The sequence below is a fragment of the Pseudomonas sp. GT1P32 genome (genome assembly GCF_054897805.1).
In genome coordinates this window covers 2,519,258-2,540,579 of sequence record NZ_CM142704.1, presented here as the reverse complement: position 1 = coordinate 2,540,579, position 21,322 = coordinate 2,519,258, and the positions used below count along the sequence as shown (strand labels likewise).

The following is a 21,322-nucleotide window of genomic DNA, read 5'->3' as shown; positions in this document are numbered from 1 at the left end:
ACCATGCTGCAACTGATCCTCGGCGGCGCCCGTTCCGGCAAAAGTCGCCTGGCCGAAAAACTGGCAGCAGACAGCCAGCTCCCGGTGGCCTACATCGCCACCAGCCAACCGCTGGATGGTGAAATGAGCGAGCGGGTCGCCCACCACCGCGCCCGTCGTCCAGCCGAATGGGCGCTGATCGAAGAACCCGTTGAGCTGGCCCGCGTCCTGCGTGAAACCGCCCGTGCCGAGCGTTGCCTGCTGGTGGATTGCCTGACCCTGTGGATGACCAATCTGCTGATGCTCGACGACGCCGAGCGTCTGACAGCCGAACGTGAAGCGCTGCTGGACTGCCTGGCGCAATTGCCGGGTGAAATCATTTTTGTCAGCAACGAGACCGGAATGGGTGTCGTGCCGCTGGGCGAATTGACTCGCCGCTACGTCGATGAAGCCGGTTGGCTGCATCAAGCTTTGGCCGAGCGCTGTCAGCGAGTCGTCCTGACCGTCGCCGGCCTGCCCCTGACTCTGAAAGGAACTGCGTTATGACTCAATCCTGGTGGCTGAACCCGTGCAAGCCGATCGATGCCCAAGCCGTCGAGCAGGCTGAAGCCCGGCAACAGCAACTGACCAAACCGGCCGGTTCCCTCGGGCGGCTGGAGTCGGTGGCGGTGCAGTTGGCGGGGTTGCAGGGGCAGGTCAAGCCGAAGCTGGATCAGCTGTGGATCGCGATTTTTGCCGGCGACCATGGCGTGGTCGCCGAAGGTGTGTCGGCGTTTCCCCAGGAGGTCACCGGGCAGATGCTGCACAACTTCGTCAACGGTGGCGCGGCGATCAGTGTGTTGGCGCGCCAACTCGGCGCCTCCCTCGAAGTGGTCGACCTCGGAACGGTCACGCCGTCGTTGAATCTGCCGGGTGTGCGCCACTTGAACATCGGTGCCGGCACCGCGAATTTTGTCGACGGCCCGGCCATGACTCAAGCCCAGGGTGAACGCGCCTTGCAGGCCGGTCGCGACAGCGTGCAGCGCGCCATTGCGGCGGGCGCGCAGTTGTTCATCGGCGGCGAGATGGGCATCGGCAACACCACGGCGGCCAGTGCGTTGGCCTGTGCCTTGCTGGATTGTCCGGTGGTGCACTTGACCGGGCCGGGCACCGGCCTGAACGCGGCGGGTGTCAGTCATAAAGCTCAGGTCATCGAACGCGCTTTGGCCTTGCACAGCGCTCAGCGTGGCGATGCACTGCAAACCCTGTTCAACCTCGGCGGTTTTGAAATCGCCGCACTGGTCGGCGCGTACCTGGCGTGTGCCCAGGAAGGTGTCGCGGTGCTGGTGGACGGGTTCATTTGCAGCGTCGCCGCATTGGTGGCGGTGCGCTTGAATCCGCATTGCCGCGAGTGGCTGTTGTTCGGGCATCGCGGCGCCGAGCCGGGTCATCGCCATGTGCTGGAAACCCTGAACGCCGAACCCTTGCTGGACCTCGGTCTGCGCTTGGGCGAAGGCAGCGGCGCGGCGTTGGCCGTGCCGCTGCTGCGCCTGGCGTGTGACCTTCACGGGCAAATGGCGACCTTCGCCGAAGCCGCCGTGGCGGACCGTCCGGCATGACCTTGCGCCTGGACCTGTTGCGTCACGGCGAAACCGAACTGGGCGGCGGTTTGCGCGGCAGCCTCGACGATGCACTGACCGCCACAGGCTGGGCGCAGATGCGCGCGGCGGTGGTCGCGCAGGGGCCATGGGATCGTCTGGTCAGTTCGCCATTGCAACGCTGTGCGCGGTTCGCCGAAGAGCTTGGTGCACAACTGGGTTTGCCAGTGCAGCTGGAAAAAGATCTGCAAGAACTGCATTTCGGTGCCTGGGAAGGGCAGAGCGCAGCGGCGCTGATGGAAACGGATGCCGAGGCGTTGGGTTTGTTCTGGGCTGATCCCTATTCGTTTACGCCGCCGCAGGGTGAGCGGGTCGAGGATTTTTCGACGCGAGTACTGGCCGCGGTCGGGCGTTTGCAGGCTACCTGCGCGGGCGAGCGTGTGTTGCTGATCAGTCATGGCGGCGTCATGCGTTTGTTGCTGGCGCAGGCTCGGGGATTGCCGCGCGAGCAGTTGCTCAACGTTGAAGTGGGCCATGGTTCGCTGTTTTCGTTGAACGTCGAGCCCGGTGTCATTCTCAAGGAAGCGATCTGATCATGTTGCCGTTCTGGATCGCCCTGCAATTTCTGAGCAGCCTGCCGATTCGTCTGCCGGGCATGCCGGCTCCGCAGGAACTGGGGCGCTCGCTGCTGTTTTATCCGCTGGTGGGGCTGCTGTTCGGCGGGATCTTGTGGGCGTTGAACTGGGTGTTGTCGGGCACGCCGTTGTTGCTGCACGCGGCGTTGCTGTTGACGGTTTGGGTGTTGCTCAGCGGTGCGTTGCACCTCGACGGCCTGGCCGATAGCGCCGATGCATGGCTGGGTGGTTTTGGCGATCGCGAGCGAACGCTGACGATCATGAAGGACCCGCGCAGCGGTCCGATAGCGGTGGTCACGCTGGTATTGGTGTTGCTGCTGAAGTTCGCGGCGTTGCTGGCATTGATTGAGCAGCAGCATAGCGTTTTCCTGGTCATCGTTCCGTTGATTGGCCGTGCTGCGTTGCTGGGGTTGTTCCTGACCACGCCGTATGTGCGGGCCGGTGGCTTGGGGCAGGCGCTGGCCGATCATCTGCCGCGTCTGGCCGGCAAGCAGGTGCTGGCGGTCAGTGCATTGGCTTGTTTGCTGATTGCAGGGCTCGGCGGTGTCGTGGCGTTGGTGTTGGCAGCGCTGGTGTTTATCTGGTTGCGGCAGGTGATGGTGCGGCGATTGGGCGGGACCACGGGCGATACGGCGGGGGCGTTGCTGGAATTGCTGGAGGTGGTTTTACTGATTGGTCTTGCACTGTTCCTGTAGGAGCGAGCGGTGCGGCGATCCGACTTGCCCGCGAAGAATGCCCTGCGGTCTAACAGAAGAACCGCGTTTTCGTTCTTCGCGGGCAAGTCGGATCGCCGCACCGCTCGCTCCTACAGGGTTTTGTATCAAAAATTTGCATTCATTCAACCGCGGGTATATACACGCACCATGCTCGACTCCCAATGTTTATGCATCAACCTGCGTCGCGCCGCCCGTGGCGTCAGCAGGCACTACGACGGCGCTCTCGACGGCTTCGGAATCAACGTTGCCCAGTATTCTTTGCTGTGCAATCTGCAGCGTCTGAATGAACCGAGTATTTCCACCCTGGCGGAAGCCATGGGCCTGGACCGCAGTACCCTCGGGCGCAATCTGCGGGTATTGGAAGGCGACGGCCTGGTCATGCTGGTCGAGGGCGAAGACATGCGTAATCGCATCGTCAGGTTGACCGAGGCCGGTGCTGAACGTCTGAAAGCGGCCTTGCCGGCCTGGGAGGCGGCGCAGCAGCGACTGGTTGATCGTCTGGGCGCCGAAAAACGCGAAACTTTGCTGAAGCTGCTGGACGAACTGGCCTGACGCCAGTTTTTCCGATCTTAAGCGGGTATATACCCGCTACCGGAGAATAAGAATGACATCGATGTGGCGTACTTGCGGTTGGGTTTTAGTGGGGAGTGCGCTGATCCTTGCGTTGTCTCTGGGCGTGCGGCATGGCTTCGGGCTGTTTCTGGCGCCGATGAGTGCCGAGTTCGGTTGGGGGCGTGAGACGTTTGCCTTTGCCATCGCCTTGCAGAACCTGATCTGGGGCCTGGCGCAACCCTTTACCGGCGCGCTGGCCGACCGCTTCGGCGCGGCGAAAGTGGTGCTGATCGGCGGCGTGCTCTACGCAATGGGCCTGCTGTTCATGGGCTTGTCCGATTCGGCGGTAACTCTGTCGCTGAGCGCGGGCCTATTGATCGGTATTGGACTGTCGGGCACTTCATTTTCGGTGATTCTGGGTGTGGTTGGTCGCGTGGTACCGCCAGAGAAACGTAGCATGGGCATGGGCATCGCCAGCGCTGCCGGCTCTTTTGGCCAGTTCGCGATGGTACCGGGTACGCTGGGTTTGATCGGTTGGCTCGGCTGGTCGGCGGCATTGCTGGCGCTGGGCCTGCTGGTGGCGCTGATCGTGCCACTGGTGAGCATGCTCAAGGACAAGCCGTTGCCGGTTCTCGGTCACGAGCAGACCCTCTCCGAAGCCTTGCGCGAAGCCTGTTCCCATTCGGGGTTCTGGCTGCTGTCGTTCGGCTTTTTTGTCTGCGGTTTCCAGGTCGTGTTCATCGGTGTGCACTTGCCGGCGTATCTGGTGGATCAGCATTTGCCCGCCACGACCGGGACGACGGTGCTGGCGCTGATCGGGTTGTTCAACATCTTCGGTACTTACACGGCGGGCTGGCTCGGCGGGCGGATGTCAAAGCCGCGCTTGCTCACCGGTCTGTATGTGCTTCGGGCCGTGGTGATTGTCCTGTTTCTGTGGGCGCCGGTGACGACGACCACGGCGTATCTGTTTGGCATGGCCATGGGCTTCCTGTGGCTGTCGACGGTGCCGTTGACCAACGGCACTGTGGCGACCTTGTTCGGCGTAAGAAATCTGTCCATGCTCGGGGGAATCGTTTTCCTGTTCCACCAGCTCGGATCGTTCCTGGGTGGCTGGTTGGGCGGGGTGGTGTATGACCGAACCGGGAGCTATGACTTGATCTGGCAAGTAGCGATTCTCTTGAGCCTGTTGGCAGCTGCCTTGAATTGGCCTGTGCGTGAGCAGCCAGTGGCGCGCCTGCAAACCCGAATGAGTGCGATATGAACAGCCTCTGGCCACGAATCGCCGTGGCAGCGGGCGGCCTGTTGCTGCTGGCCCTGGCGTGGTGGGGCTGGCATCAGGGCGGGCTGGCGTTGATGCAATTGGGCATGGGCGCTTGCTAGCACGATGTGAGGGCGAGTAAGTTCATTGCAGACGACTTTTCAAGGATGCATGGACATGCTGATGCGCTGGCTTGCCGTTCCCGCGTTACTGGTGGCGTTTACCGGGCTGGCTCAAGCGGCCGAGTGCCCGGAGCTTTTGCAAGGCTCGTTGCCCAAGCTGCGGGCCAAGGAAACGATTGACCTGTGCCAGCGCTTCGCCGGCAAACCGCTGGTGGTGGTCAACACCGCGAGCTTTTGCGGTTTCGCCCCGCAGTTCAAAAGCCTGGAAGCGCTGAATCAGCGTTACAAGGGGCAGGGGCTGGAGGTGATCGGTGTGCCTTCCAATGACTTCAAGCAGGAATCCAAGGATGGTGCGGAAACTGCCAAGGTTTGCTACGTGAATTACGGCGTGACCTTCACCATGACCGAGCCGCAGAAGGTTCGCGGTGATGATGCGATTCATCTGTTCCAGGTACTTGCCGCCCAAAGCGATGCGCCGAAGTGGAATTTCTACAAGTATGTGATCGATCGCAAAGGCAAGGTGATCGCCAACTTCTCTAGTCTCACCACGCCTGATGATCCCGAATTCATCGCCGCCGTGGAAAAAGCCCTCGCTTCACAACCCTGATCGACGCCCACTAAAAAGCCCCGCCTCTGTAAAGAGTGCGGGGCTTTTTTGATTCAGGCGGCGAGGGGTTCAGGCTCGCCGTGAATCACATCAGAAGCGGTAGGTCGCACCGAGGCCGAAACCGTTCGCCCAGTTTTCATACTTGGCGCTGTAGCTTTGGTTGCGAGGGGCACCGTTGCTGTTGTTGACCTTGACCGACTCTTCGCGCAGGTACGAATACGCTACGTCGATGGTCAGGTCGTCGGTCGGGCTCCAGCCAGCGCCCAGGCTGAAGATCTTGCGATCGCCAGTCGGAATGCGCGGGGAACGGTTTTCGTTGTTGGTCGGCGCCTGGTCGACGGACAGACCGGTACGCAGCACCCACTGCTTGTTCAACTGATAGGAAGCACCGATGGCGTGAGCCCAGGTGTCGTGCCAGTTCTGCTCTTCAGTGATTGTGCGAAGGCCGCGCGCGGCCAGGGCGGCAGGAACGCCTTCGTTCTCGACGGTGATTTCTTGCAGACGGCTCCAGCGAGTCCAGGTGCTACCTGCGTAGAGGGTCCACTTGTCGTCCAGCTGATGAGTGACCGAGAAGTCCACGGACTCAGGCGTGGTGATATCCAGCGAAGCGTCGAACTTCTGGTTCGGGTTCTGGCCCAGCGCCGCGAGCAAGCCGTAGTCGACCTTGGTGTCACCTTCGAGCTTGTACTTCACTTTCGAGTGATAGGTCAGGCCGAGGCGAGTGCTTTCGAGGGCTTGAACCATGATACCGATGTTGTAGCCGATAGCGGTGTCGTCACCCTTGATCTTGACGGTACCGTCCGCTGCCTGCGGGTTCAGCGACAGGTTCGATTCCAGCTTGCCGTCGATGCGGTTGATGGTCGGACCGAAACCGATCGACACCTTGTCGTTGAAGGCGTAGCTGACAGTTGGCTGCAGGGTGACGATTTTGACTTCGCTCTTGCTGCCGAAGTATTTGCCGGCGAAGCCGTTCTCGTAGTCGGTCACCAGGCCGAATGGCGCGTAGACGCCGAAACCGACAGCCCACTGGTCATCGATTGGCTTTACGTAGTAACCCATGGGCACGCCCATGAAAGGGACCATGTCACCTTTGTTGGTACCACCATTCGGACGGGAGCTTGCATCGCTGATGTCAGCGTGCGCGTCGATAAATGCAACACCACCGGTTACTTGTTCGCGCTTGAGGCGAGACATGCCGGCAGGGTTGCCAAAAACGGTGGATGCGTCGTCGGCAGCAGAAGATCGCCCGGCAAAACCCGTCCCCATCCCGCTGATGCTTTGTTCGTTGAGGGCAAAACCACTTGCGAAGATTTGGGTGGATGCCAAGGCAACGGCGAGGCTAAGGGTGGTTTTGAGCATTACTTTTTTCATTATTAGAACTCCTGGTGATCACCGGGGCGAAAATTACCAACATTTTCGTCCCAGCGCTATAGGCTGTATGGCTTGATTTAGAGCGGTTTTGTAGGACAATCCGACCAAAATCGCGACCTGTTGGGCGATCTTGTTAAGCGAGGGGTTCAGCAGGCGACTTGATTCAATGGTGATACACAGGTTTGCCAGGCGTAGGTGAAGTCTCTCAGGCGTCCTTGAGGCTGGAAGGTCTGGCGCCAGATTCGGGCCATTCCCAGCAAGTCGTCTGCTTCGGGGAGGGGGGTGTTCTGTTCTTCGACCAGCAGCCAGGCGATGGCTGTGGCGTATCGCAGGTTAACGGTCAATTCGAGGTGTGGGCCACTGAGGAACGCATGCTGGCTGGCCAGTCCGCGCACCAGGCTCGCGCGTTCCGGATCAAGTGCCAGGTAGTGGTCCCAGAGTGCCTGGTGGCGGGGCTCGGCGATTCGGTACAAGCCGTGTCCACGGCGGTCATGCAGGGCGGAACCAAGGGCTGACTGACTGGCGGCGATGCCCAGCAGCAGGGATTCGGCGGTCGCGCTATGGCGTCCCAGGTAGATCAGTGTCGGACGGATCACATAACGGCACAGTTCGCTGGCAGCGATACCCATAAAACCCTCGAACAGGAAGTGGTCGGCGAGTCCTGAACTTAGCGTTGGCAGCGGGTGGATCGACTCAGGCTCGCCGTAAGCGGTTCAAGCCGCTTGAGTTGAAGTGTAGTGTCATATTCGCGCTGTAAAGGTCTGTTTTTAAAATATTTCCGGCAGACAGTTATAACCGTTATATCGGTTAGTGCTTAAGCGGCGGATGCGAAAAGAGAAATATCGGGCAATAAAAAGACTCGTTTTTTAGGGGGGGCTTTCGTTTGGGTACATATCCGTTTCTTCGGTAACGGCGGCTATTGGTTTCGCTTTTACAGCGAGTCACTTGGAGAAGCGCCAAGTAACCAAGCGCTTTTGCCCCTTTCGTTCGGTGCCTCGCTGTGGCTCGGCATGCCCTCGCTCCGGTCCTGCTCCGTGGGCCCGCCGCCATCGGCCATCCCTGGCCGGGGGCGGCTAACCCGGCATCCATGCCGGGTTGCCCACTGCGCAGAACCTGCGCTCGGCCTCTCGAGGGGGCGCTCAGATCAAAAGCTGAAGGCGAGCTAACGCTCGGCCTGATGAGTGGTGAAAATCAAAAGCGCACGCCGATCCCTTGTAGGAGCCGGCTTGCTGCGGGCGGCGTTCCGACGATGGCGTCCGTTCAGGCGATATATGCGTCGACTGACCCACCGCCATCGCCGGCAAGCCGGCTCCTACAGTTGATCGTATTTATCCAGACACATCTGCATTTCCCCTGTAGGAGCCAGCTTGCTGGCGATGGCGTCCTTTCAGGCGATAAATGCGTCGACTGACCCACCGCCATCGCCGGCAAGCCGGCTCCTACAGTTGATCGTGTACATTCCGAACACATACGCATTACCCCGTAGGAGCCGGCTTGCTGGCGATGGCGTCCTTTCAGGCGATAAATGCGTCGACTGACCCACCGCTATCGCCAGCAAGCCGGCTCCTACAGGGAATCGCGTTTGCTTTCGCTTCTCACCACTCATCAGGCCGAGCGTTAGCTCGCCTTCCGCTTTTGATCTGGCTTTTGAGGTATACGCCCCCTCGAGAGGCCGAGTGGAGGTTCTGCGCAGTGGGCAACCCGGCAAGGATGCCGGGTTAGCCGCCCCCGGCCATGGATGGCCGATGGCGGCGGGCCCACGGAGCAGGACCGGAGCGAGGGCATGGCGAGCATTAGCGAGCCACCGAACGAAAGGGGCAAGAGCCCTTGGTTACTTGGGGCTCTTCCAAGTGACTCGCCGTAAGGGCGAAACCAATAGCCGCCGTTACCCATGAAACGGATATGTACCCACCACGAAAACCCAGCCAAAGCCCGCACACAAACGACAGGCAATAAAAAGCCCCGCTTTTCAAGGCGAGGCTTTTGAGGTTTTCAGCGTTTCTGGCGTCTCAGGCAACCAGTGCCTGACGGGTACGCTCGATCACGGCCTGCAGCGGCTCGGCGCTGGAGTATTGATCGGGGTACAGGCGTTCGCTGTGACGAGCGATGCCGTGTTCGTTGACCAGAGTGAAACTGAAGCAGCCTTTGCGAGCGGCCATGATCAGGCAGTTCATTGGTGCAAAAGCGTTGGTTAGGGTGCGAATGGCATCCTGGGTGTGGATTTGAGTAGTCATTAATGGGTGTTCCTACAAGCGACACGGATAAGAACCGTGCAAAATTAAAACGTTCCAGTGACGACGACCACCATTGGTCGAACGAAGAACCCGACTGGAACAAAGCAGCCAGTTTGAAGCGCTGATTAAGTTGGCGCGCTTGGGCTGGCAGGTAGGTACTTAGGAGGGCAGGCAACACATCAAGGGCAAAGGTTCTGGGCCCGGGGTGAAGATCCTGATCAATTTGCAGGCTGGTTCGGTCAGAGTAAGTGAGCTTCGCAACACCCTTTGCTTTCGATTCAAAGGCTGTGTTGGCGCAAGGTTTACCTGGAAACCATCGAGGTGGTCGATCCCGCTTGTTCGGTTGAGGCTTCCTTTGGGAAGGCTGACCGGGAGGATTTGTTCGACCAGAATTGACTTTCAGCTTGGTACTAACGCCGCGGATACTAACGGATTGAATTGCAGAAAGGAAGTGTGTTAGTCAAAAACATCTCCCGGATGCCGTCATTCGTGTGCGGACTGGCGCTCACCAACGGCCAGAGAGCGACCGTTTCGCCCCGCAATGGCACAGATTCCGACCATCGGTCGTCAACGTTCGTCGGTTCGAAACCGGTCTGGATCATGGGTTCGCCAGGGTTTATCCCCAAGCCAGGTGAGAAAATGCGCCGAAAAAGCGCATGGATATAACTGCCTCGAAGGTACTTGTGCACATAAGTTGCGCGGACTGTCACCCCACTGTCATCTGCCCTTCAAGCGTAGTGGGTGCCTGTAACCAAAATTTAAGTCAATGAAAAACATCGGTTTTTTTTACTGGTGAAAAAATCGTCAGTTTGACTGCGAGCCCCATTCCACAGGGCTTTGCGAGAGTTCAAGGGCGGTTGTCCACTGAGTTATCCACAGCTTCTGTGGATTGTCCCGAGCGCTTGCTCTAGGACGGGCGTGCCGGGTTTTTTTAGGCTTTACCTGTAAGAAAAAAAGAGTAGAGTGGCGCGCCTTCCGATCTGCCCCACAGTGCTTTATGAAGTTTCGCTCAGTACCAGTTTCCGCAACCTCGACACCCAGTGTTACCCCACCCAAGCGCTTTTCGATGCGTGTGGCCGAATGGCTGCTGGACAGCCCGCGCCTGGGCGAAAACCACAACGTCAAACATTTCGCCGGGCGTTTGCTCAAGCAGCCGGCGCGTGAAGGCGTGGTGGCCGCGCAGAGTCGCCTCGGTCAGTTGATGTGCCGCGAATGCGGGAATGCCCGAGACCGCCGTATCGGCCAGGACCTCTTGCGTCAAGCCGCGCGGGCCGGGGATCGGCGCGCTCAGCAGGAACTCGGTCTGATCGAAGACTGAGCTGTCCAAGACCTGACACCTTGGTTAACCTTCAAGCTTTATCGAACGGGCAGGATTGGCTATGGCGATGGACTTGACCAGCATATTGCTCGGTCTGGCAGGTGCTGCACTGCCGTTGCTGGTATTGGCCTGGCAACTTCAGCGCCGTGCGAGCACCACGCAGTCAGAGGTTGCACTGCTGGAAGAGCGTCTGGCCATGGCCAACCTGGCACAGGATGGGTTGAATGCCCAGCTCGAAGCTGCTCGCGACGAAATCGCTGACCTGGGGCAGGCCAACGCCGCCAAGCAGGCAGACCTCGCCGCCTTGCGCCGTGAAGTCGAACTGCTGCAGATCGAACGTGATGACGCCCGTGACGCCGCTCATGCCTGGAACATTGAGCGCGCCGGCAAAGACGTTGAGTTGCGTCGCCTGGACGCTCAAGCCGCCTCGCTGAATGCCGAGCTGCGTGAGCAACAGGAAAGCCATCAGCAGCGCCTCAGTGACCTGCAAGGCTCGCGGGACGAGCTGCGTGCCCAGTTCGCCGAGCTGGCCGGCAAGATCTTCGACGAGCGCGAGCAGCGCTTCGCCGAAACCAGTCAGCAGCGTTTGGGGCAGTTGCTCGATCCGTTGAAAGAGCGCATCCAGTCGTTTGAAAAACGCGTCGAGGAAAGCTATCAGGCCGAGGCGCGCGAACGCTTTTCGCTGGCCAAGGAGCTGGAGCGTCTGCAACAGCTGAACCTGCGCCTGAGCGACGAAGCCACCAACCTGACCCGCGCCTTGAAAGGGCAGAAGACCCAAGGTAACTGGGGCGAGCTGATTCTCGAACGGGTGCTTGAGCACGCCGGTCTGGAGAAGGGCCGCGAGTACCAGACCCAGGTCAATCTCAAGGGCCCGGACGGCGAGCGGTTCCAGCCGGATGTGATCATTTATCTGCCGGGCGACAAGCAGGTGGTAGTCGACTCCAAGGTCAGCCTGACGGCCTATCAGCAATACGTGGCAGCCGAAGACGATGCCATCGGCCAGATCGCCATCAAGCAGCACGTGCTGTCGCTGCGCAACCACGTCAAAGGTCTTGCCGGCAAGGATTACAAACGGCTCGACGGCTTGCACAGCCTGGATTTCGTCTTGCTGTTCGTGCCCATCGAAGCGGCGTTTTCCGCGGCGTTACAGGCGGAGCCAACGCTGTTTCAGGAGGCATTTGACCGCAACATCGTGATCGTCAGCCCGACCACGTTGCTGGCCACCCTGCGTGTCATCGACAGCCTGTGGAAGCAGGAACGGCAGAGTCAGAACGCCCGGGAAATCGCTGAGCGGGCAGGGTGGCTGTACGACAAGTTCGTGTTGTTCATTCAGGACCTGGATGAAGTCGGCAATCGCTTGCAGCAACTGGACAAGGCCTACAGCTCGGCGCGCAACAAACTGACGGAAGGCCGTGGCAACTTGGTCAGCCGCAGCGAGCAGCTCAAGTTGCTCGGTGCGCGGGCCAGTAAAAGTCTGCCGGCGGACCTGCTGGAGCGGGCGATGACGGATGTCGATGGCCTGGTCGAATTGCCCGAGTAATCTCAAAGCTTCGCCGGCAAGCCAGCTCCTACAGTAAACCGCGTTCTCAACTGTAGGAGCCGGCCTGCCGGCGATGGCGTCCTTTGAAACACCACATCACTAAAAATCTACCGATCTACAACGGCAAATGCCGACTCAACAACGCCCGCAACGCCGCCGGCTTCACCGGTTTGGCCAGGTAATCCAGCCCCGCCGCATGCACCTGCGCCACTGTCTCGGGGTGTCCATCGGCGCTGATCACCACACCGGGCACCGGCTCGCCCAAACGGGTGCGCAGCCACGCCATCAACTCGGTCCCGGTCTCGCCGTCGTCCAGGTGATAATCCACCAGCGCCAATTGTGGACGTACGCCATCGCTGAGCAACGCCGCGCATTCGTCGCGATTGCGCGCTGTCCAGACCTGACAACCCCAGCGGGTCAGCAAACTGTTCATGCCTATAAGGATGCTGTCCTCGTTGTCGATGCACAGCACCTGCGCGCCGCTCAGGAGTTTGCCGTTGAGCTCGGTGACGTTGGCCGGCGCCGCAAGTTGCGCCTGAGCCAACGGCACGCTGACACTGAACACGCTGCCGCGCCCCGGCCAGGAACGCACCTGCAAGGTGTGGCCCAGAACGCGACACAGCCCGTCAGCAATCGCCAGGCCCAGACCCAGGCCTTTCTCGGCACGGGTCTGGTGGCTGTCGAGGCGTTTGAATTCTTCGAAAATCACTTTCAGTTTGTCTTCCGGGATCCCCGGACCACGGTCCCAGACCTCCAGGCACAGTTCACCCTTGTGCCGGCGAACCCCTAAAAGTACTGGCCCCTTGGCGTAGCGAAAGGCGTTGGTCAGGAAGTTCTGCAAGATCCGTCGTAACAGTTTGATGTCACTGTCGACCCGCAGCGTGCTGCCGCGAACGCGGAATTTGAGCCCCTGGTCCCGGGCCAGCGCCTTGAATTCCGCGCCAAGAATGTCGAACAGCTCATTGAGCACGAACGGTTTCGGGTCCGGGTTGATCTTGCCGTTTTCCAGGCGGGAAATGTCCAGCAAATCGCTGATCAGGTCTTCGGCCGAGCGCAGTGACGAATCCAGGTGATGAACCAGTTTCTGCGCTTCGCTGGACAAGCCATCGTCCTGATGGGACAGGGCAGCAGAAAACAATCGGGCGGCGTTCAGCGGTTGCATCAGGTCGTGGCTGACCGCCGCGAGGAAGCGGGTTTTCGACTGGTTGGCCGACTCGGCGGTGCCCTTGGCTTCGGTCAGGGCCACGTTGAGTTGCGACAACTCGTGGGTGCGCTCGGTGACCCGTCGCTCCAGGCCTTCGTTGGCTTCGGTCAGCGCCTGCTCGGCCTCGCGGAACGCGGTGATGTCGGTGAAGCTCATGACGAAACCGCCGCCCGGCATCGGGTTGCCGATCAGCTCAATCACACGGCCATTGGGGAAAAGTCTTTCAGACGTGTGGGCACGGCCCTGACGCATCCAGTGCAAACGGCGTGCGACGTGCACTTCAGCTTCACCCGGCCCGCACAGACCACGCTCGGCGTTGTAGCGAATGATGTCGGCAATCGGCCGACCGACGCTGATCAAGCCATCCGGGTAATTGAACAGTTCCAGATAACGCCGGTTCCATGCCACCAGCCGCAGCGACTGGTCGACCACGCTGATGCCCTGGGTGATGTTCTCGATCGCGCCTTGCAACAAGGCGCGGTTGAATTGCAGCACTTCCGAGGCTTCGTCGGCGATGCGCACGACATCCTCGAGTTGCATTTCCCGCCCTTCGATGGCGGCTTTTACCACCGCCCGCGTCGAAGAAGCACCCAGTACACCGGCCAGCAAACGTTCGGTATGGGCGATCCACTCGCTGTCGGCGTTCTGGTTCGGGTTGAAGCCTTTGCCCTGGCGATAGGCGAAACGGATAAAACTCTGACGGGCACGTTCTTCACCGACAAACCGCGCCGCGAGTTGCAGCAGATCTTCGATTTGCACCGCCAGCATTGAACGCGCGCTGGGGCGGGCACTGATTTCCTGGCCGATGAAACGGCCGGCCTGCCAGTGCTCCGAAACCCTTGTGCGTGACAGCACCGACACCCAGGCGAACAGTGTGAAGTTGGCCGCCAGCGACAACACCACGCCTTGGGTCAGCGGGGTGAGCGGCAGGTTCAGCGGATTGCTGTGCAACCACGCCAGCCCAGGGAACGTGCTCAACGACACGCCGAGGCTGTGCGCGGCAATCGGCAGAATCAGCGTGTAAAACCACAGGAACGTACCGGCGGCGAGGCCGGCGAACACGCCACGGCGGTTGGCCTGTTTCCAGTACAGCGCGCCAAGCATGGCCGGGGCCAGTTGGGTCACGGCGGCGAAGGCGATCTGGCCGATGGTCGCCAGGCTCGCGGTCGAGCCCAGCAGTCGATAGCTGACGTACGCCAGCAGCAAAATCACCACGATGCTGACGCGGCGCACCGAGAGCATCCACTGGCGGAACACTTCGAACGGCCGCTCGGCGTTGTTGCGACGCAGCAGCCACGGCAACAGCATGTCATTGGAGACCATGGTCGACAGCGCCACGCTGGCAACAATCACCATGCCGGTCGCTGCCGAAGCGCCACCGATAAAGGCCAGCATCGCCAGTGCGGGATGGGCCTGGGCCAGTGGCAGGCTGATGACAAAGGAATCCGGCAACACTGAACTTGGCAGCAGCATCTGGCCGGCCAACGCGATCGGCACGACAAACAATGCCGCCAACGCCAGGTACGCCGGGAACACCCACTTGGCCAGGCGCAAATCCTGCGGGTCGATGTTTTCCACCACGGTCACGTGGAACTGCCGGGGCAGACAGATGATCGCCATCATCGCCACACCGGTCTGCACCACCATCGATGGCCAGTTGATGGTTTCCTTCCAGTACTCTTCGAGGCGCGGCGCGAGCATGGCCTGGTCGAACAGGTCGTCGAATCCGTCGTACAGGCCGTAGGTCACGAACGCACCCACCGCCAGAAACGCGAACAGCTTGACCAGGGACTCGAACGCAATCGCCAGCACCATGCCGCGGTGGTGTTCGGTGGCGTCGAGGTTGCGCGTACCGAAGACGATGGTAAACAGCGCCAGCACCAGCGACACAATCAGCGCCGTGTCCTGGGCGCGGGTGCCCATGGCGTCGGCACCGGCACCGATCAACAGGTTCACCCCGAGCACGATGCCTTTGAGTTGCAGCGCAATGTAGGGCAGCACTCCGACCAGGCAGATCAACGCCACGACAATCGCCAGTGACTGGGATTTGCCGTATCGGGCGGCGATGAAGTCGGCAATGGAGGTGATGTTCTCCTGCTTGCTGATCATCACCATTTTTTGCAGGACCCACGGCGCGCAGACCAGCAACAGGATCGGCCCGAGGTAGATCGGCAGGAACGACCAGAGTTGTTCGGCGGCCTGGCCGACGGCGCCGAAGAACGTCCAACTGGTGCAATAGACCGCCAGCGACAGGCTGTACACCCAGGCGCGCACCCGTGGCGGCAGCGGCGCACTGCGACGGTCACCGTAGAAGGCGATGGCGAACATGATGGCCATATAGGCCAGGGCGACGGCGGCGATCAGCCCGCTGGACAGCGACATGGAAACTCCAGACAAAAGACACCCGGGACGACAGCCCGGACAGACAGTCTCGCACGACCGTCTGCGTTAGTCAGTGTCGACCAAGGTCGTGGAGTGGCGGGGTGTCGCAGGCGGTGTGTCAGATGTATCCAGGGTGTTTTTTCGGGCCTCTTCGCGAGCAAGCCCGCTCCCACATTCGACCGGGTTCTCCCATAGGAATGCGGTCGAATGTGGGAGCGGGCTTGCTCGCGAAGGCGTAATCACTGACTGAACGCAATCTCGATCAACCGATGCAACTCCTCAACCTCCAAAGGCGCCGGTGAAAACAGAATGCGAAACACCGTAGGCGCCGCCATCAGATTGATCAGCCGATCAACACCCGGTTTCGGCTCATCCGGATAACGATCCAGAATCATCTGCAACTGCCCGCCAATGATCGTCACACAAAGACCCGGCGTCGGGCTCGATTGCACATCGCGCAGCATGTTGCGGCCAGGTTCGGAGCTCATCTCGTCCAGATACTGCTCGGCCCAGGCCTGCACATCCCCGCGCAGGCTGCCGGTGTTGGCGGGCTCGCTGTCGGGTTGCATGCGCGCCAGGGCGACATCCGCCAGCAACGCCGACAGATCGCCCCAGCGCCGATAGATGGTCGACGGCGTAACCCCCGCGCGAGCCGCGATTTGCGGGACGGTCACGGTGGAGCGGTCCTGCTCTTCGAGGAGCGCGCGGACCGCCGAATGAATCGACTCTTGCACCCGGGCACTGCGGCCGCCGGGGCGTAAACTTGGACCTGTCATCACTTATTTCCTGCGTCGCGCCGGGGCTGCTGTTGCGCAGGCCAAGGCGCGAGGAGTGTGGTTTGGTTTTTCCAAATGAACGACGAGCAACGCAGGCCTGCGCAACAGCAGGCCCGGCCCTCCGGGTTGCCGCCTGAAAGCGGGCCATACTGCGTTGCAGTCCTTGGCAAGGAAACGACATTACCTACGGACTGCGCCTTGTCTGGCCCGCTTTCAGGCGGCAACGCGACGCAGGAAATAAGTGATGACAGGTCCCTAATAGCCATGGAGAGGACCTTAACACAAAGAGTTTGCTTTAAGCGCAGACGAGTAGCACACTCCGCAAAAGCAAAAAGTTAGCTTTTGCGGAGTGTGTGCATGTCGAGTTCTGTTTCAAACCGTTCAACCCTGTGGTTTCTGGCGATCACTTTACTGAGTTTTCTCGCCGCTTCCACGGCGCCGACGCCGTTGTACCACTTGTATCAGGAACAGCTGCATTTCTCGGCAGCGACGCTGACCGTTATCTTCGGCATCTACGCCATCAGTCTGCTGGTGGCGCTGCTGACGGTCGGTTCGCTCTCGGACTATCTGGGGCGCAAGCCGGTCATTTTCAGCGCCGTCCTGCTGAACGTGCTGGCGATGCTGCTGTTTATCAATGCCGACAGTGTGGCGTGGTTGATCGGCGCGCGGGTGCTTCAGGGGTTCGCGACAGGGATGGCCACCGCCGTATTGAGCGCCGCGCTGCTGGACACCGATCGCCAGCAGGGGCCGCTGATCAACAGTGTCGCGCCGCTGCTCGGCATGGCGGTTGGCGCCGTGGGATGCGGCTTGCTGGCCGAGTTTGCGCCGCTGCCGTTGCAGCTCACTTATTGGGTGTTGTTCGCGCTGTTTGTGATGCAGGCGCTGTATGTCTGGCGCCTGCCGGAAAGCGTCAGTTCGCAACCGGGGGCATGGGCCTCGCTGCGGCCGACCCTGCATGTGCCGACCCAGGCTCGCTCGACCTTGTGGCGAGTGTTGCCGCTGAATATTGCGACCTGGGCACTCGGCGGTTTTTATGCCTCGCTCGGCCCTTCGTTGCTGCGCACGGCCACCGGTTCCACCTCGAACCTGATGGGGGGAGCGGCAGTCGCCGCATTGACGCTGACCGGCGCGCTGATGATCTTCACCCTGCGCAACCGGCCCGCCGCCAAGGGGCTGTTGCTGGGCGGCACGTTACTGCCCATCGGCGTCGTGTTGCTGTTGCTGGGCGTGCACAGCGCCAGCCTGGCATTGTTTTTCCTCGGCACGCTGGTGGCTGGTTGCGGATTCGGCGCCGGTTTCCTCGGTGCGGTGCGCAGTCTGGTTCCGCTGGCGCAGCCCCATGAACGGGCCGGGTTGATGTCGGCGTATTACGTGCTCAGTTACCTGGCGTTCTGCTTGCCGTCGTTGCTGGCGGGGAATCTGACGCGCACGTTTGGCCTGGTGGCGACCACCGATGGTTATGGTGCCGTGCTGATCGTCCTGTCTGTCGGTGCGTTGCTGGCGTTGATGCGGCCGCGGTCTGCCGAAGTGTGCAGCGCGACCGGTCATCCATAAAAAAACGCGGCGCCGTTCAAGGCGCCGCGTTTTTGTGTGCAGCGATCAAATCTGCGCAAATCCGCCATCGACGAACAGCTCGATCCCATTGATGAAGCTGCTGTCATCCGACGCGAGGAACACCGCGGCTTTGCCAACCTCCGATGGCGTTCCAAGACGGCCAATCGGCACCTGGCTGGCGAGGTAATCCAGCAACCCCTGCTGCTGATCTGCTGGCGCAAGTTCAGTCAGGCCTGGCGTGTGAATCGGGCCGGGGCTGATGACATTGACGCGAATCCTGCGCGCTTTCAAATCCAGCAACCAGGAGCGGGCAAAGTTGCGCACGGCGGCTTTGCTGGCGCTGTAGACGCTGAAGTTTTCCGTGCCTTTGGTGGCGGTCGTGGACGCGGTGAGAATCACCGAACCGCCGTCCTTGAGCAGCGGCAGTGATTTCTGCACGGTGAACAGCAGGCCTTTGACGTTGACGCCGAAAATCCGGTCGAAGTGTTCCTCGGTAATCGCGCCGAGGGGCAACATGTCGCCACCGCCCGCATTGGCAAAGACGATGTCCAGAGTACCGGCCTTGGTCCTGATCACGTCGAAGATGCGGTCCAGGTCGGCAAGGTTCGCGACGTCGCCCTGAATCCCGGTGACGTTGTGACCGATGCTGCTGACCGCCGCATCCAGTTCGGCTTGGCGGCGACCGGTGATGAACACCGTGGCGCCTTGGTCGACGAACGCTTGAGCCGATGCCAGGCCGATGCCGGTGGTGCCGCCAGTGATCAGTGCAACCTTGCCTTTGAGTGTGTTGCTCATGAGGTGAATCTCCGCTGAATCGTTAAGGAAGTTCCTGGCACTGTCGTGCGCCGTTGAACAAACTCTATGCCGGAAGATTCATCGGAAAAATCGCCTGAATCGGGTTTGTTTGTACATGGTTGTGGACAATACTCAAGGCTCGTCCCTTGAGATGTCTGTCATGAATCAACTGTTGGCCATGCGTGTTTTCTCCCGCGTCGTGCAGGCCGGTTCGTTTACCAGGGCCGCCGACTCGCTGAACATGCCAAAAACCTCGGTCAGCAAACTGGTGGCCGAGCTTGAAGAACACCTCGGTGCGCGGCTGTTACAGCGCACCACGCGCCGGCTGACGGTGACGGCGGATGGCATGGCTTACTACGAGCGCGCCTTGCAGTTGATGGTGGAGCTGGACGATCTGGACAACAGTTTCGCCAGTGCCCAGGGCCACCCGCGCGGCAGGATTCGCGTCGATGTCGGCGGCTCGGTGGCGACGATCCTGATCATCCCCGCATTGCCGGATTTCTATGCCCGATACCCGGACATCCAGGTCGAGTTGGGTGTCAGCGATCGGCCCGTGGACCTGATCAGCGAAAACGTCGATTGCGTGATTCGCGGCGGGCCATTGACCGAACTCTCCATGGCTGCGCGACCCCTGGGCCTGTCGTCATGGACCACCTGCGCCACCCCGGGCTATCTCGAACGTTTTGGCACCCCGACCGACCCGCGAGACCTGGAGAAAAATCACCGCATCGTCAGTTATCACTCGGCGCGTACCGGGCGGGTAATGCCGGCGCGATTCGAGCGCAACGGTGAAAAGTTCGAGATTCGGGGGCAGGGAGCATTCAGTGTCAACGAGAGCAACGCCCATCTGGCCTCGGGGCTGGCGGGTCTTGGGGTGATCCACACGTTCACTTACACCGTGCAACCGCACATCGAGCGTGGCGAGCTGGTGCCGATTCTTCAGGACTGGCGTCCACCCCGGTACCCGTTTCACGTGTTGTACCCGCCTAACCGGCACCTGAGTAACCGGGTTCGGGTATTCATCGATTGGCTGGCGCAGCTGTTCGCCGGTTTGGGTTAGCCTTGGCACCGCCATTTCTTTCGACGGACCGCCCATGAAGATCATCCGCAGCCATTCCTTCACCGCTGACCGTGCCTGGGGAGCGCTGGACATCGCCAACATGAACGGCATCACCACACGTCTGCACTGGACCGATCAGCCATACAAGTGGCATGTGAATGATGGCGAGGAAGTGTTCGTTGTGCTCGATGGCCAGGTGCAGATGCGCTATCGCGAAGCAGGCCAGGAGAAAGCGGTAATGTTGGCTGTCGGCGATATCTTTTATGCCTCGGTGGGCACCGAGCATGTGGCGCATCCGCTGGGGGTGGCGAGGATATTGGTGATCGAATCGGAAGGCAGCGTTTGATGCTATATCTAAAAAATAGATAACAGTTAGAGATATTACCCGTTATATAGATATTCGATTTGGGCCTACCCTGAATTCCACCTCAACAGAGGACAGGAGTTCGCTATGACATGCCCCAACGCCACCCCCGTTTTCAAACCTTTCAGTCACTTGCAGCACCCGCGCGAGGTCATCCGCCAGTTCACCCCGAACTGGTTCGCCGCGACCATGGGCACGGGCGTTCTGGCGCTGGCCTTGGCCCAGTTGCCTGGCGCGACGCCGGGTCTGCATGCGATCGCCGAAGCCCTTTGGCTGTTCAATATCGGTCTGTTCATCTTGTTCGCGGCGCTGTACGCGGCGCGCTGGGTGCTGTTCTTCGATGAGGCCCGGCGGATTTTCGGGCACTCCACGGTTTCGATGTTCTTCGGCACGATTCCCATGGGGTTGGCGACCATCATCAATGGTTTCCTGCTGTTTGGCCTGCCGCGCTGGGGCGAGGGTGTCGTCCATGTGGCTGCGCTGCTGTGGTGGCTGGACGTGGCGATGTCGCTGGCCTGCGGTGTGCTGATTCCCTACATGATGTTCACCCGCCAGGAACACAGCATCGATCAGATGACCGCCGTTTGGCTGTTGCCAGTGGTGGCGGCGGAAGTGGCGGCCGCCAGTGGCGGGTTGCTGGCGCCGCATTTGGCCGAGGCCCATGGGCAACTGGTGGTGTTGGTGACGAGCTACGTGCTCTGGGCATTTTCCCTGCCGGTGGCGTTCAGCATTCTGACAATTCTCATGCTGCGCATGGCGCTGCACAAACTGCCCCACGAAAACATGGCAGCGTCGAGCTGGCTGGCGCTCGGCCCGATTGGCACCGGGGCGCTGGGCATGTTGCTGCTGGGCGCTGATGCGCCGGCCATCTTCGCCGCCAACGGGTTTGCCGGCCTGGGTGAAATTGCGGCGGGGCTGGGGCTGGTGGCGGGGATCACGCTGTGGGGCTTCGGTTTGTGGTGGATGCTGATTGCGCTGCTGATCACCGGGCGTTACCTGCGCGCCGGGATTCCATTCAACCTCGGCTGGTGGGGCTTCACCTTTCCGCTGGGCGTCTATTCTCTGGCAACGTTGAAACTGGGAAGCACGTTGAACCTGGCGTTTTTCAATGCCTTTGGCTGTGTGCTGGTGGCGTTGCTGGCGGTGATGTGGCTGATCGTTGCCAAACGCACGGTACAAGGCGCGTGGCGGGGCGAGTTGTTTGTCTCGCCGTGCATTGCAGGTTTAAACAAATAACCGGGTAATGTGTGGCCTGGATCGACGTGCGGCATTCCAATC

Annotated in this window: 20 protein-coding genes; 14 read left to right on the top strand and 6 right to left on the bottom strand. The window is 60.6% G+C overall.

The features are described 5' to 3' along the window. Nucleotides 1-3: 3 nt before the first annotated feature. The 8 genes from cobU to ACYZUC_RS11575 all read left to right on the top strand — a co-directional run bounded on the left by cobU (nucleotide 4) and on the right by ACYZUC_RS11575 (nucleotide 5,446). Complete coding sequence (gene cobU / locus ACYZUC_RS11610; protein ID WP_461995814.1) at nucleotides 4-525, top strand: bifunctional adenosylcobinamide kinase/adenosylcobinamide-phosphate guanylyltransferase; 522 nt, start codon at nucleotides 4-6, stop codon at nucleotides 523-525. Further along, nucleotides 522-1,577, top strand: a complete 1,056-nt coding sequence (cobT, locus tag ACYZUC_RS11605; protein WP_461995812.1) for a nicotinate-nucleotide--dimethylbenzimidazole phosphoribosyltransferase — start codon at nucleotides 522-524, stop codon at nucleotides 1,575-1,577. The genes cobU and cobT overlap by 4 nt, the downstream gene beginning before the upstream one ends. Beyond that, nucleotides 1,574-2,149, top strand: coding sequence for an alpha-ribazole phosphatase family protein (cobC, locus tag ACYZUC_RS11600; protein ID WP_461995811.1), 576 nt, complete (start codon nucleotides 1,574-1,576; stop codon nucleotides 2,147-2,149). Before cobT ends, cobC begins: the two co-directional genes overlap by 4 nt. Before the next feature lie 2 nt (nucleotides 2,150-2,151). Then, entirely contained in the window at nucleotides 2,152-2,886 is a 735-nt protein-coding gene (locus tag ACYZUC_RS11595) for an adenosylcobinamide-GDP ribazoletransferase (RefSeq protein ID WP_461995809.1), read from the top strand. A gap of 168 nt (nucleotides 2,887-3,054) precedes the next feature. Further along, nucleotides 3,055-3,459, top strand: a complete 405-nt coding sequence (locus ACYZUC_RS11590; protein WP_461995807.1) for a MarR family winged helix-turn-helix transcriptional regulator — start codon at nucleotides 3,055-3,057, stop codon at nucleotides 3,457-3,459. A gap of 52 nt (nucleotides 3,460-3,511) precedes the next feature. Further along, nucleotides 3,512-4,720 carry an MFS transporter gene (locus tag ACYZUC_RS11585; protein ID WP_461995805.1) on the top strand — a complete coding sequence of 403 codons (1,209 nt, stop codon included), beginning with the start codon at nucleotides 3,512-3,514 and terminating at the stop codon, nucleotides 4,718-4,720. After that, complete coding sequence (locus tag ACYZUC_RS11580) at nucleotides 4,717-4,839, top strand: hypothetical protein (protein WP_008033574.1); 123 nt, start codon at nucleotides 4,717-4,719, stop codon at nucleotides 4,837-4,839. Before ACYZUC_RS11585 ends, ACYZUC_RS11580 begins: the two co-directional genes overlap by 4 nt. 55 nt (nucleotides 4,840-4,894) lie before the next feature. Then, nucleotides 4,895-5,446, top strand: coding sequence for a glutathione peroxidase (locus ACYZUC_RS11575; protein WP_461995803.1), 552 nt, complete (start codon nucleotides 4,895-4,897; stop codon nucleotides 5,444-5,446). Nucleotides 5,447-5,536: 90 nt separating this feature from the next. Here ACYZUC_RS11575 and ACYZUC_RS11570 read toward each other — a convergent pair whose 3' ends face one another. The 3 genes from ACYZUC_RS11570 to ACYZUC_RS11560 all read right to left on the bottom strand — a co-directional run bounded on the left by ACYZUC_RS11570 (nucleotide 5,537) and on the right by ACYZUC_RS11560 (nucleotide 9,051). Continuing rightward, nucleotides 5,537-6,817, bottom strand: coding sequence for an OmpP1/FadL family transporter (locus ACYZUC_RS11570; protein ID WP_461995801.1), 1,281 nt, complete (start codon nucleotides 6,815-6,817; stop codon nucleotides 5,537-5,539). 146 nt (nucleotides 6,818-6,963) lie between these two features. Further along, nucleotides 6,964-7,446 (bottom strand): hypothetical protein, encoded by a 483-nt coding sequence (locus ACYZUC_RS11565; RefSeq protein ID WP_008033583.1) that lies wholly within the window; start codon nucleotides 7,444-7,446, stop codon nucleotides 6,964-6,966. Nucleotides 7,447-8,826: 1,380 nt separating this feature from the next. Then, complete coding sequence (locus ACYZUC_RS11560) at nucleotides 8,827-9,051, bottom strand: hypothetical protein (protein WP_008031832.1); 225 nt, start codon at nucleotides 9,049-9,051, stop codon at nucleotides 8,827-8,829. 997 nt (nucleotides 9,052-10,048) lie between these two features. Here ACYZUC_RS11560 and ACYZUC_RS11555 point away from each other — a divergent pair. Continuing rightward, nucleotides 10,049-10,369 carry a sel1 repeat family protein gene (locus ACYZUC_RS11555; protein ID WP_461995799.1) on the top strand — a complete coding sequence of 107 codons (321 nt, stop codon included), beginning with the start codon at nucleotides 10,049-10,051 and terminating at the stop codon, nucleotides 10,367-10,369. A gap of 175 nt (nucleotides 10,370-10,544) precedes the next feature. Beyond that, nucleotides 10,545-11,909, top strand: coding sequence for a DNA recombination protein RmuC (locus tag ACYZUC_RS11550; RefSeq protein WP_177318191.1), 1,365 nt, complete (start codon nucleotides 10,545-10,547; stop codon nucleotides 11,907-11,909). Between the two features lie 115 nt (nucleotides 11,910-12,024). On the opposite strand, the gene ACYZUC_RS11545 is transcribed toward ACYZUC_RS11550, so the two are convergent. Together ACYZUC_RS11545 and ACYZUC_RS11540 are read right to left on the bottom strand one after the other, a co-directional pair. Beyond that, nucleotides 12,025-15,495 (bottom strand): hybrid sensor histidine kinase/response regulator, encoded by a 3,471-nt coding sequence (locus ACYZUC_RS11545; RefSeq protein ID WP_461995797.1) that lies wholly within the window; start codon nucleotides 15,493-15,495, stop codon nucleotides 12,025-12,027. A gap of 239 nt (nucleotides 15,496-15,734) precedes the next feature. Beyond that, nucleotides 15,735-16,271 (bottom strand): TetR/AcrR family transcriptional regulator, encoded by a 537-nt coding sequence (locus tag ACYZUC_RS11540; protein WP_461995795.1) that lies wholly within the window; start codon nucleotides 16,269-16,271, stop codon nucleotides 15,735-15,737. Nucleotides 16,272-16,628: 357 nt separating this feature from the next. Between ACYZUC_RS11540 and ACYZUC_RS11535 the strand changes: the two genes are divergently transcribed. After that, on the top strand, nucleotides 16,629-17,825 hold the full coding sequence (locus ACYZUC_RS11535) for an MFS transporter (protein ID WP_461995793.1): 1,197 nt from the start codon (nucleotides 16,629-16,631) through the stop codon (nucleotides 17,823-17,825). Between the two features lie 45 nt (nucleotides 17,826-17,870). Here the strand turns inward: ACYZUC_RS11535 and ACYZUC_RS11530 are convergent, their stop codons facing one another. Beyond that, nucleotides 17,871-18,620 (bottom strand): SDR family NAD(P)-dependent oxidoreductase, encoded by a 750-nt coding sequence (locus ACYZUC_RS11530; protein ID WP_223553743.1) that lies wholly within the window; start codon nucleotides 18,618-18,620, stop codon nucleotides 17,871-17,873. Between the two features lie 160 nt (nucleotides 18,621-18,780). On the opposite strand from ACYZUC_RS11530, the gene ACYZUC_RS11525 reads away from it, so the two are divergent. The 3 genes from ACYZUC_RS11525 (at nucleotide 18,781) to ACYZUC_RS11515 (ending at nucleotide 21,280) form a co-directional block, all read left to right on the top strand. Continuing rightward, nucleotides 18,781-19,680, top strand: a complete 900-nt coding sequence (locus ACYZUC_RS11525; RefSeq protein WP_008031819.1) for a LysR family transcriptional regulator — start codon at nucleotides 18,781-18,783, stop codon at nucleotides 19,678-19,680. Nucleotides 19,681-19,714: 34 nt separating this feature from the next. After that, on the top strand, nucleotides 19,715-20,026 hold the full coding sequence (locus ACYZUC_RS11520) for a cupin domain-containing protein (RefSeq protein ID WP_253402362.1): 312 nt from the start codon (nucleotides 19,715-19,717) through the stop codon (nucleotides 20,024-20,026). 105 nt (nucleotides 20,027-20,131) lie between these two features. Then, nucleotides 20,132-21,280 carry a TDT family transporter gene (locus ACYZUC_RS11515; RefSeq protein WP_461995790.1) on the top strand — a complete coding sequence of 383 codons (1,149 nt, stop codon included), beginning with the start codon at nucleotides 20,132-20,134 and terminating at the stop codon, nucleotides 21,278-21,280. Nucleotides 21,281-21,322 lie beyond the last annotated feature (42 nt).